Genomic DNA, 11,414 nt, shown 5'->3' with positions numbered 1-11,414 from the left:
TGCCGTCATGGGAGACGCAGACGCCGTTCGGGAAATAGAAATGGTTGATGATGGTGCGCGTGGTCCTGGTCTTCGGGTCATAGCAGACCATGCGGCCGTTCGGCCGCGCCTCGAGGATGTCGAGCGTGTTGGTCGTCATCTCGTAGCGCGTCGTGCAGTCGCTGAAATAGATCTTGCCGTCCGGGCCGATGTCGAGGTCGTCGGCCATGCGCAGGCGGGAATCGTCGTTGAGCTTGTACCAGGTGCGGTTGGTCTCGTCGGTGACCTTGAACACCTCGCCGTGAGGCTTGACGCCATAGACGCCCATGCCGGCGACCGCGACGATCAGGTTCTCCTCGCGGTCGAACTGCATGCCGAGCGGCCTTCCGCCGATATGGGCGAACACCTCCCTTGTCTCGAAATTGCGGCCCGAGAAGCGGATGATGTTGCCGTCGCGGGTCGAGCCGTAGAGCCGGTCCTGCCGGTCGAGGATGACGTCCTCGGGTCCCTCGACCTGATCGAGGCCGATCGCCTGCGCCTTGATGAGCCGGTCGTTCTGCGCGTAGGGCGAGGCCGCGCCGCGCTGCACCGACGGCGCATGCGCCAGCGCTATGAAGGCCGGGTTGACGTAGATCTTCTGGATCGCCTTGCCGCGGTTCTTCGACCATTTGACGTCGATGCCGACCGCGGCGAGCAGGATGATGCCGATCACGGCCGAGGTGACATAGCCCGGGATTCCCATCCGCACCAGGCCGTTGATCAGAAGGAACACGATCAGCGCGCCGATCATGGCGCGCCACACCGTGCCCTTGCCGCCGGCCAGCGAGACGCCGCCGAGCACGACCGCGGTCAGCGCCTGGAATTCCCAGCCGACGCCGGTCGTCGAATCCGTCGAGGCCTGCCGCGCCGCATAGAAGATGCCGCTCGCCGCGCAGAGCGTGCCCGACAGCACATAGGTGAAGAACAGGATCAGCCGCACCCGGATGCCGGCATGGCGCGCCGCCTTGCGGCTCGCGCCGATCGCGGTCAGATGCCAGCCATAGCGCGAACGCGACAGAAAGATGTGGCAGACCAGGAGGGTGATGAACAGGGTCGCCGCATTGATCGGAATGCCGAGCACGCTGCCGCCGCCGATGAAGTCCCAGGCGTCGCTATCGACCGAGTTGGTGGCGAACACCTGCGCGTAGCTGGTGTTGAGCAGGTTGACCGAGGCGCGCAGGATGATCAGCGTGACCAGCGTCGTCAGGAACGGCCGCGTCTTCAGAAAACCGATCAGGAGGCCGTTGAGGCTGCCGAGCGCGGCGCCGACCGCGAGCGTCGCCGCGATCACGAGGCCGACCGGCAGCTCAGCCACCAGGAGGAAATACAGCGCCGAGAAATTGCAGAACGCGAAGATCGCGCCGACCGAGAGATCGATGCCGCCGCTGATCAGGCAGAAGGCCATCGCCAGCGCGACGAAGCCGAACTCCGCGAACAGCCGGAGCAGCGACAGCGTGTTCTGCACCGTCGCATAGTCCGGCACCGTCAGCGCGAAATAGATCCAGAGACCGATCATCACGGTGAACGGGATCACTGGCTCGAACCATTGCTTGAGCAACAGCTCCGACAGCAGGAGGCGCGGCGAGAAGCGCCTGACCGAGGCCGCCCAAGAATCCCAGGATTCCGTCGTCGTCATGGACATCGAAACGAACCTTCGTGAGGCGGAGAGCGCCGGCCCGCATGGCGCGGGCCGGCAAGTCACGTCGTGACGCTATTTCTTGGGCAGCGCGAAACAGTTCGCGCCGCTTGCATTGCCCTTATCGATCCAGATCGGACGGGTGTAGTATTCCAGATGCTTGGTGCCGGGCTTCTCGCCGCTTTCCAGGAGCGTCGCGGCGGCGAACATCAGGTCGTGGCCCTGCTCGGTTGCCTTGTAGCTCAGGAACTTGAAGAAATTGCCCTGGTTGACTTGGTCGCAGTCGAGCGTCGAGCCTTCGCCGGAGGCGTAGACCTTGACCTGGTCGATCTTGCCCGCGTTGCGGATCGCCTGTGCGGCGCCCGATTCCATGATGCCCCAGAAGCCGACGCTGGCGCAGAGATCGGGGTGCTGCTGGATCACGGTCGCGGTAGTGTTGAGCGCCGTGTTGGCGTCCCAGTTCGCGGCCTGGTTGGAGACGACCTTGATCGCGGAATCCTTGTTGAAGACCTCCATGATGCCGGCGATCTGGTCGACGCTCGCGGCCGCCGTCAGTTCGCCCTGGACGATCTGCACCTTGCCCGATTTGCCCGAGCCGGTGCCGCATTCCTTGACCACGTCGGTCGCCAGGATCTTGCCGATCTCGTTCCAGTCGGCGCCGACGAAGGCGCTGGACTTGTAGTTCGAGGACATGTTGATCTGGATCACGTGAGTGCCCTGGCTCTCGGCGCGCTTCAGGTCCTTCATCAGGAGCGTCACGCTCGGATTCTGCACGATCAGAACGTCGGGCTTCTGATCGACCAGTGCGGTGAGCGCCTGCTGCATCGCCGACGGGTTGTTGTTGGGATCGCGCACCACGTATTTCACGCCGCGCCATTCCGCCTCTTCCTGCAGCACGCGGTTCCATTCGTCCTGCAAGGGCACGCCGAGTGCGATCGGCAGAAAGGCGACGGTCTTGCCCTTCAGCGACTTGTCGTAGTCGGCCCGCAATTCGCGCGCGGTTTTGGTGCCGCCTTCCTCCTGCGCGGTCGCGATCAGCGGCAGCGCGGCGAGCGCAAGCCCCGCCGTCACCGCCATCCATGTCCTTCCAAGCATCTTCATGAACCCCTCCCGGTTTGTGATTGTGTATCGGTATTTTCAGTCGCCTTGCCGCGCCGTCTCCTCGTCGCGGGGATGCAGCCAGTTGTCGAGCACGATGGCCGCAAGCAGCACGATGCCCTTGATGATGTTCTGCACCTCGCTGTTGACGTCCATGATGGTGAAGGCGTTGAGCAGGGTGCCGATCAGCACGCAGCCGACCACCACGCTGAACACGCTGCCGCGGCCGCCGACCAGGCTGATGCCGCCGATCACCACGACCAGGATCACGTCGAAGATCATGGTGCCCTGCGTGATCGCCATCTGCATGCTGCCGGTGGTGCCGATCCAGACCAGGCCGGCGATCCAGGCGAGCAGCGCCACCAGCGCATGCTCGAGCACGATCAGGGGCCGCAGTGCAACGCCGGAGAGCCGCGCCGATTCCGGGTTGTCGCCCTGGGCATAGATGAAGCGGCCGATCGAGGTCTGGGACAGGAACAGGTGCATGACGAGCGCGGCCGCCGCGAACACGAAGATCGGCATCGGCACGCCGAACAGTTGTCCGGCGCCGAGGAACAGCAGCGCCGGCGCATCGTTCGGCGCATAGACCACCCAGGCCGGCGCGAACCAGAAGGCGAGGCCGTAGATCACGAAGCCGGCGGCGAGCGTGACGAACAGCGCCGGCGCCTCGACGAAGGCGACCATGACGCCGTTGACGATGCCGATCATCAGCGCAAGCGCGAGCGCGATGACGCAGGCCCAGCCGGCCGGCACGCCCTTCTGGATCTCGATCAGCGCGATCGACCAGGAGCCGGCCATGATCGCGACCTCGGAGAGATCGATGCCGCGGCTGATCACGATCAGCCCCATGCCGAGCCCGAGAATGCCGAGGATCGAGATGCTGCGCAGAAGATTGAGGATGTTGGCCAGGGAGGCGAAGCCGTTCAGGGTGAAACCGAACGCAAGCAGGAGTGCGATCGTGATCAACAGCACGATCTGCTCCTGGGTCGGCTTGGCGAGCCCGAGACGGACCCGCGGAGCGTTTGCAGGTGCGAGCGGAGACTCAACGGCCACGGCGCGTCTCCGCGACCGATGGCATGCGCGCAGGATCAGGCGAGGCGGCAGCCGGGCGCATCACTCCCTCCAGATTCTTTGTTCTTGTGCATCAGCTTTCCACGGCTTCGCGCCGCGCGTCAAATGTCAAATGCTGCGCGGAGTTATTCCGGCAGGCGCAAAATCTCGCAGGGCGCGCCCGCGCTCGCGGCCGGCGCGAAGGGCGGGCGGACCACCAGTGCGCCCGAGAGCGCGAGATGGCCGAGCAGCGAGGAATCCTGCTGGGTGATTGGCGTCGCAACCAGCGCGCCATCGGCCCGCGTCTGAAGCCTGGCCCGCAGATAGTCCTCACGCGAATCGTTGGCGGGGAGCTCGCGGCCGAGCAGGGCGCGCTCGCGGACGTGACGGATCGCCGAGCGTCCGGACAAGGCACGGACGAGCGGCACGACGAACAGGAGCGCACAGACGTAGGACGACACGGGATTGCCGGGGACGCCCAGCACCCGCATCCCGCCCAGCCTCCCGTGCATCATAGGCTTGCCCGGCCGCATCGCGATCTTCCAGAACGTCATTTCGACGCCCTCGGCTTCCAGCGACTGCTTGACCAGGTCGTGGTCGCCGACCGAGGCGCCGCCGGTCGTCACCAGCATGTCGACGCCGGCGTCGCGGGCGCGACGGATGCCGGCCGTGGTGGCTTCGACGGTGTCGGCGGCGATGCCGAGATCGATGGTGTCGGCCCCCTCGGCGCGCACGAGGGCGCGCAGCGCGTAGCCGTTGGAATAGATGATCTGGCCGGGACCGGGATCGCTCCCCGGCATCACCAGCTCGTCGCCGGTTGCGAGCAGCGCAACCCTTGGCCGTTTGCACACCGGCAATTCCGGATGGTTCATGCTGGCGGCAAGCGAGAGGTCGCGGTCGGTGAGGCGGCTGCCGGCCTCGAGCAGCACGTCGCCTTTCCTGAAATCGACGCCGGCGACACGGACGTTCTGACCCTTGCGCGCCGCCTCGGTGATCGTGATGTTCGCGCCGTCGACGACGGTATCCTCCTGAATCACGACGCTGTCGGCGCCGTCCGGGACCACGCCGCCGGTGAAGATGCGGGCGGCTTCGCCCGGACCGATCGGGCGGTCGAACGGCCGGCCGGCCGCGACCTCGCCAATCACCTTGAGCCTTGCGTCGACCGAAGCGGCATCCGCCGCGCGTACGGCATAGCCGTCCATCGCCGACATCGCCTGCGGCGGCTGGGTGCGGAGCGCCGCGACGTCGCGCGCCAGCACGCGATGAAAGGCGGCATCGAGCGCGACCATCTGCTCGGGCAGCGGCACAGCCCCATCGAGGATCGCGGCAAGGGCATCGGCAACCGGTATCAGCGCCACGGCAAGGCTCCAGATCCAAAGCGGTAGCGTTCTAGCCGAGAGCGGGGCGCGGCGCAAAATGCCGACAAAAATGCTGCGCGGCCTGGAAAATGATGCGATGGGGTTCCATGGATACCGCCCACCCGAAGGCCGCGCGCGCCAACGCGCGCGAGGCCGTTGCCACCCGTATCGTGTTCTTCATTGCGGGATTCGTCCTGTCCGCCTGGGCGCCGCTCGTGCCCTACGCCAAGAGCCGCCTCGGCATCGACGATGGGCTCTTGGGCCTCCTTTTGCTCTGCCTCGGCGCCGGCTCGACCGTCGGCATGCCGGCGGCGGGCATCCTGACGACGCGATATGGCTGCCGTTCGGTGATCGTCGTCACCGCCATGCTGGCGGCGGCTGTGCTGCCGGTGTTGACCCTGGTTGTGACGGTCGAATCGGCTGCGATTGCGTTGTTCGCGTTCGGGATCGCGATCGGCGCGATCGACGTCGCCATCAACGTGCAGGCCGTCGTGGTGGAGCGGCAGAGCGGCCGCGCGCTGATGTCCGGCTTTCACGGTCTGTTCAGCGTCGGCGGAATAGCCGGCGCGGGCGGTGTCAGCCTTCTCCTGAGCCTCGCCGTGTCGTCGCTCGTCGCCGCCGAAGGCGTTGCGCTCGTGGTGCTCATGCTGCTCGCCATCTCCGCACGTCATCTCATCACCTCCTCCGGCCAGGAAGGGAGCTCCGGGCCGTTGCTGGCGCTGCCCCGAGGTCCGATCATCCTGATCGGGGCGTTGTGCTTCATCTGCTTTCTGGCGGAGGGAGCGGTGCTGGACTGGAGCGCGCTGTTCCTGGCCACCGCGCGCGGCGCCGAGCCGGCGCAGGCGGGCTTCGGGTACGCCGCCTTTGCGTTTGCGATGACGCTGGGCCGGCTCACCGGTGATCGAATCGTCACCAGGCTCGGCAGCAGCAGGGTGTTGCGCTTCGGCGGCGCGGGCGCCGCGACGGGTTTCCTGTTGGCCGTGCTGACCTCCTCCAAACTCCTGGCGATCCTGGGTTTCATGCTGGTCGGGCTCGGCGCCTCCAATATCGTTCCTGTGCTCTTTTCGACCGCCGGCCGGCAGACGATCGTTCCGTCCAGTCACGCCATCGCGGCGATCACGACGCTCGGCTATGCCGGCGTCCTCTCGGGGCCGGCGCTGATCGGCTTCGTCTCCAAGGCCACCAATCTCGATGTCGCGCTTGCCGTGCTGGCGGTCATGATGCTGCTGATTCCAATCGGTTCCCGAAGGCTGGTCTATATCCCCAAAGCGGCGAGCGCATCGGCGACGTCGGCGGACGATCTGACGTGAACCACCTTGAGGCCGCAGGCCCGCGCGCCTTCGACGTTTTCGAGACTGTCGTCGAAGAACACGATGCGGGAAGCCGGTACCCCGATCGCCTGCACCACGTGATCATAGGCCTCCGCGTCCGGCTTCCGCAGCCCGATCGTCGACGACAAATAGACTTCTCGGAAATGGCCGAGCACGTCGCCATGGGCCTGCGAGAAATAGGCGACATGCGGCCGGTTGGTGTTGGAGAAGGCGTAGAGCGGCAGGTGCCTTGCGGCGCGCGGCAGCAGCGTCGCGATATCGGGCATCTCGCCGGCAAAGATCGCATTCCAGCCTTCCAGGAACTGCGCGTCCGACAGCTCGATGCGAAGCGCGCTCCGCAGGCTCCGGAAGTATTCGGCATCGCTGATCTTGCCGGTCTCGTGCTGTCGATAGGCCTCGTCGCGGATGAAGCGTGCGGCAATGTCGGCTGGCGCGCACCCGGCGTGCCCCGCCCAGCACGACAACGCCTTGCCGAAGTCGATGTCGAGCACGACGCGGCCGAGATCGAACAACAGCGCATCGGCGTCGCCGGGCGAGAGGCGGGAAGAGCTCATCCGATGCCTCAATAGCGATAGTGCTCGATGTCCAGCAGCGGGTAGGCGCTGAACACGCTCGGCGGGTTGGTCGCGGTCGCCGGATGCAGATAGGATCTGTCGAGCTCGGTGAAGGACGTGACCCCGAGCAGGCCGAGGGAGCGGATCACCTCGTCCTCCAAAAGCTCCAGCATCCGCAGCACGCCGGCTTCGCCGGCCGCCGCCAGCGCCCAGCATTGCAGGCGGCCGATGCCGACGAGATCGGCGCCGAGCGCGATCGCCTTCACGACGTCGCTGCCGCGGCAGAAGCCGCCGTCGACCATGATCCTGGCGCGGCCCTTCACGGCATCGACGATCTCCGGCAGCACGTGCATGGCGCCGCGGCCGTGGTCGAGCTGGCGGCCGCCATGGTTGGAGACGTAGATCCACTCGACGCCGTGATCGAGCGCGATCAACGCGTCCTCGGCGGTCGCGATGCCCTTGATCACCAGCGGAATCTTGAACTTGTCCTTGATCAGCTTGACCGTGCGCCACTCCAGCCCCTTCTGGAAGTCGCCGCCGGTCGAGCGCATCCGGCTTTCCCGGACGTAGCGCTTGGCGATGTCGCGCTCGCGCCGGCTGTAATGGGCGGTGTCGACGGTCAGGCAGAAGGCGGCGTAGTTCTTCGCGATGGCGCGGCCGACGTGATCCTCGACGAAGGCGTCATCGCCGCGCACATAGAGCTGAAACAGCCGGCAGGCGTCGGGCGAGGCGTCCGCGGTGTTCTCCAGGCCCGGCTCCGACACCGAGCTCAGCATATGGGCCGCGCCGAAGCTGCCGACCCCGCGCACCACGGCGGCCGCGGCATGGGGATCGAAGATTTCCAGCGCGCCGACCGGCGCCAGCATCACCGGCAGACGCAGCCTGCGCCCGAACCGTTCGACCGAGCCATCGACCTTGGCGACGTTGCGCAGCACGCGCGGGCGGAAGGCGATCTCGTCCAGCGCCATGCGGTTGCGGCGCATCGTGGTCTCGGTCTCGGCGGCGCCGACGATGTAGTCCCAGGCGTTCTGGTTGAGATTGGCGCGCGCCTTGCGCACGAATTCGTGGAGGTTCTGAAACGTGTCATTGCTCGCGCCAAGCTCGACGTTGCGCGTCGGCCGGATCGGGGTCGCCTCGTTCATCCTGTCAGTCCTCCCGCAAATTCCCAATAGCTTGTTGTTCGCGTATCGCGTCCGGCGGCGTGACGCCATCCCAAAATTGCATGGCTTGCGGGGCGAGACAAACGATACGGCAAGTGTTTGCCGCTATGCGGCTGAGATCGTGCCCGGTATCGTCGGCTGCGGAAGCTCTCGAGGAATGGGCCATGTCGGAGTTCTCGTTGTTCTCGCCTTTCACGATCCGCGGCGTGACCTTGCGCAACCGCATCGTCGTGCCGCCGATGCACCAGTATTCGGCCGTGAAAGGCTTTCCGACCGACTGGCACCTGATGAACGCCGGCAAGTTCGCCGCCGGCGGCGCCGGCCTCGTGATCGTCGAATCGACCAAGGTCGAGCGGCGTGGCTGCGGTACGGTCGGCGATCTCGGCATCTGGGACGATGTCTTCATTGCCCCGCTCAGGCGGATCGCCGGTTTCATCAAGGAGCAGAACGCCGTCGCCGGCATCCAGCTCGGTCATTCCGGACGCAAGGCGCGCGCCAGGCGCCCATGGGAAGGCGATGGCCCGCTCGCTCCAACGGCTGAGATCGACGACTGGGATGCCTGGAGCCCGGTGGCGCCGAGCGCGATCGCCCATGGCGAGAAGTGGCCGGCGCCGCGGGCGCTCGAACGGGGCGAGGTGAAGGACCTGGTGCAGGCCTGGGCCGACGCCGCGCGGCGGGCCGAGGCCGCCGGCTTCGACGTGCTGGAGCTGCACGGGGCCCACGGCTATCTCGTGCACGAGTTCCTTTCGGAACGGTCCAACCGGCGCGCGGACGAATATGGCGGCTCCGAATCGAATCGGATGCGCTTCATCACCGAGGTCGTCGAGGCGGTCCGTGGCTGCTGGCCCGATCACAAACCGTTGTTCGTGCGGCTGTCGGTCGAGGACAACGCCGGCTTTGGGCCTGAACAGAGCGTCCGGCTCGCGAAAATCCTCAAGCCCAGGGGTGTCGATGTCATCGACTGCTCCTCCGGCGGGATCACAGATGCGGCACCGATCCTGGGCAGGGAGATCAAATACAGCTATCAGGTGCCGCTGTCGGAGTATGTCCGCCGCCATGCAGATATCATGACGATGGCGGTCGGGCTCATCATCCACGGCGACCAGGCCGAGCGGATATTGCAGGAAGGGCAGGCAGATCTGATCGCGATCGGCCGGGAAATCCTCAATAATCCGAACTGGCCGATGGACGCTGCCCTGAAATTGGGCGTCGAGGGATCGTTCCGTCATGTCCCGCCGCAGTTCGGCTGGTGGCTCGGGACGAGGCACAAGCGCGGGTTCGGGACCCGGCCCTCGACCTGGCAGGTCGGCCTTGAAGTCGGCCTTGAAGAAAACAGAAAGGTATTGTGACCTCAATATTTCAACCCTAATTGTCTCCCCAGGCAGGCACGGAAAGCGGCGGACACGATGCGGAAGAATTTCCTATTTCTTTTGGGCTCGCTGACCGGCATGGGCCTGACCCTGCTGGTCACTGGACCGCAGAGCGAACATTGGATCGCCAGGGCCAAGGCGGCGGCGAGCGCGGCCGATACCTATTCCCAGCTCAATCTGTTCGGCGAAGTGTTCGAGCGGGTCCGCGCCGACTATGTCGAGAAGCCGGATGACAGCTCGCTGGTCGAGGGCGCCATCAACGGCATGGTCACCTCGCTCGATCCGCATTCGCGCTACATGAACGACAAGGCCTGGCACGAGATGCAGGAGACGACCTCCGGAGAGTTCGGCGGGCTCGGCATCGAGGAGACGATGGAGGACGGCCTGGTCAAGGTCGTGGCCCCCATCGACGACACGCCGGCGGCGAAGGCCGGCATCCTGTCCGGCGACCTGATCACCCAGATCGACGACGAGGCGGTGCAGGGGCTCTCGCTGGAGCAGGCTGTCAACAAGATGAAGGGCGCGGTCAACACCAAGACGCACCTGAAGATCGTCCGCAAGGGCAAGGACGCACCGCTCGACGTCACCCTCACCCGCGAGATCATCCGCGTACGGCCCGTCCGCTTCCACACCGAAGGCGGCGACATCGGCTATATCCGCATCACCTCGTTCAACGAGCAGACCACGGACGGCCTGCACAAGGCGGTTGCCGACATCAACAAGGAGATTCCGCAGGACAAGCTCGCCGGCTATGTCGTCGACCTCCGCAACAATCCGGGCGGATTGCTCGATCAGGCGGTGTCGGTTTCGAGCACCTTCATGCCGCGCGGCGAGGTCGTCTCGACCCGCGGCCGCAACCCCGAGGAGACCCAGCGCTTCACCGCGCATGGCGGCGACCTCACCAAGGGCAAGCCGCTCGTGGTCCTGATCAATGGCGGCTCGGCCTCGGCGTCCGAGATCGTGGCCGGCGCGCTGCATGATCACAAGCGCGCGACCCTGATCGGCACCCGCTCGTTCGGCAAGGGCTCGGTGCAGACCATCATTCCGCTCGGCGCCGGCAATGGCGCGCTGGCGCTCACCACGGCGCGCTACTTCACGCCGTCCGGCCGGTCGATCCAGGCCCAGGGCATCACGCCCGACATCGAAATCCTGCAGAACGTGCCGGACGAGCTGAAGGGCCGTGCCGACATCCGCGGCGAGGCCTCGATGCGCGGCCATCTCTCGGCCGAAGGCGCCGAGCAGACCGGCTCGCAGTCCTACGTCCCGCCGGACGAAAAGGACGACAAGGCGCTGCACGCGGCCTACAACCTGCTGCGCGGCATCACCGTCAACGCCGACGTGCAGCCGACCCCGCCGGCGCCGAAATCGTCGGTGCCGAACTAAAGCGGCGGTCGCGGGAGGGCGGGCCAGACGCGATGGCGTCGTGCCCACCATGATCCCGACGGCGTTGCCGTGAAGGGTGGCGCTTCGCCTTCGCTCTCCGAGCTTCGGCCAAGCTTAGCCGAGCCTGCGGTTCAAACCCGCCGGGCCGGCAACGCCGCTCAGCGGCGTGCGCGAAGTTCAGATTCAACATTTTCAAACAGCATTCGATGTCGTCGTCCGGCTTGCGAGCCCGCCGAAGCCTTTGGCGTAGGCGGGACCGGGCGACCCACGACGCCGCGGCCTATCGATTCGAGCACTGACGTCTCTGAATGCTGGATGCCCCGCTTTCGCGGAGCATGACAGCGGAGGGTGTGCGACAGGAGAGGACATACGCTCGCGTTCTCGCGACGGGATTCGTCCGAGGCTTGCTACATGCATCGCCCTCGAAATCGGGGAGGGCGCAGGGAATGCCGGATG

At 66.1% G+C, this 11,414-nt stretch carries 9 protein-coding genes; 3 read left to right on the top strand and 6 right to left on the bottom strand.

The features are described from left to right. The 4 genes from JOY90_RS25335 to glp all read right to left on the bottom strand — a co-directional run. On the bottom strand, positions 1–1,660 hold a 1,660-nt coding region (locus tag JOY90_RS25335), incomplete at its 3' end, for an SMP-30/gluconolactonase/LRE family protein (RefSeq protein ID WP_291693845.1). Positions 1,661–1,729: 69 nt separating this feature from the next. Further along, the gene (locus JOY90_RS25330) at positions 1,730–2,755 is read right to left on the bottom strand and encodes a sugar ABC transporter substrate-binding protein (protein ID WP_291693844.1); all 1,026 of its coding nucleotides are present in this window, start codon (positions 2,753–2,755) and stop codon (positions 1,730–1,732) included. Positions 2,756–2,791: 36 nt separating this feature from the next. Further along, positions 2,792–3,805: an ABC transporter permease gene (locus JOY90_RS25325; RefSeq protein ID WP_291693843.1), complete on the bottom strand. Its 1,014-nt coding sequence runs from the start codon at positions 3,803–3,805 to the stop codon at positions 2,792–2,794. 143 nt (positions 3,806–3,948) lie between these two features. Next, the gene (gene glp, locus JOY90_RS25320) at positions 3,949–5,160 is read right to left on the bottom strand and encodes a gephyrin-like molybdotransferase Glp (RefSeq protein WP_291693842.1); all 1,212 of its coding nucleotides are present in this window, start codon (positions 5,158–5,160) and stop codon (positions 3,949–3,951) included. 107 nt (positions 5,161–5,267) lie between these two features. On the opposite strand from glp, the gene JOY90_RS25315 reads away from it, so the two are divergent. Further along, on the top strand, positions 5,268–6,470 hold the full coding sequence (locus tag JOY90_RS25315) for an MFS transporter (RefSeq protein ID WP_291693841.1): 1,203 nt from the start codon (positions 5,268–5,270) through the stop codon (positions 6,468–6,470). Here the strand turns inward: JOY90_RS25315 and JOY90_RS25310 are convergent. Next, complete coding sequence (locus tag JOY90_RS25310; RefSeq protein ID WP_291693840.1) at positions 6,416–7,045, bottom strand: HAD-IA family hydrolase; 630 nt, start codon at positions 7,043–7,045, stop codon at positions 6,416–6,418. The genes JOY90_RS25315 and JOY90_RS25310 overlap by 55 nt on opposite strands. Before the next feature lie 8 nt (positions 7,046–7,053). After that, a complete protein-coding gene (locus JOY90_RS25305) occupies positions 7,054–8,187 on the bottom strand; it encodes an alpha-hydroxy acid oxidase (RefSeq protein WP_291693839.1) in 1,134 nt (377 codons plus the stop codon). Positions 8,188–8,369: 182 nt separating this feature from the next. Between JOY90_RS25305 and JOY90_RS25300 the strand changes: the two genes are divergently transcribed. Continuing rightward, on the top strand, positions 8,370–9,554 hold the full coding sequence (locus JOY90_RS25300; RefSeq protein WP_291693838.1) for an NADH:flavin oxidoreductase/NADH oxidase: 1,185 nt from the start codon (positions 8,370–8,372) through the stop codon (positions 9,552–9,554). Between the two features lie 57 nt (positions 9,555–9,611). After that, positions 9,612–10,958 (top strand): S41 family peptidase, encoded by a 1,347-nt coding sequence (locus JOY90_RS25295; protein WP_291693837.1) that lies wholly within the window; start codon positions 9,612–9,614, stop codon positions 10,956–10,958. Positions 10,959–11,414: the final 456 nt, after the last annotated feature.

Source organism: Bradyrhizobium sp., assembly GCF_019242285.1.
Classification (GTDB): Bacteria; Pseudomonadota; Alphaproteobacteria; order Rhizobiales; family Xanthobacteraceae; genus Bradyrhizobium.
This window is presented reverse-complemented; position numbering and strand designations above follow the sequence as displayed.